Annotated in this window: 1 pseudogene; it reads right to left on the reverse strand. The window is 55.1% G+C overall.

The annotated features are described in order from the left end of the window. Window positions 1-38 precede the first annotated feature (38 nt). Window positions 39-256, reverse strand: a pseudogene (locus AUR66_RS17565) (sodium:calcium antiporter); the annotation flags it as partial.

Genomic DNA, 256 nt, shown 5'->3' on the forward strand with positions numbered 1-256 from the left:
TACGGTAGCCTGCGAGAATTCCAAGCAGTCACCGGCCCTCAAACACCTTTTATAAGGTTGGTCACGCCTATCGTCTCGGCGACCACCCAGAGAATAAACAGGATGTACCCAAGAAGGAGTGCGTAGGATTCGAGCCTCGTCAGTCTGAGGTCGGTCCGTAAGATGGCAAACAGAAATACGGTCGCGAGGGTCAAGACACCCATCATCGGGACTGCAACCGCGAAGTCGACTGGGACACTCCCAACGATGAGCACGC

Origin of the sequence: Haloferax profundi (genome assembly GCF_001469865.1) — an archaeon.
Lineage (GTDB): Archaea > Halobacteriota > Halobacteria > Halobacteriales > Haloferacaceae > Haloferax > Haloferax profundi.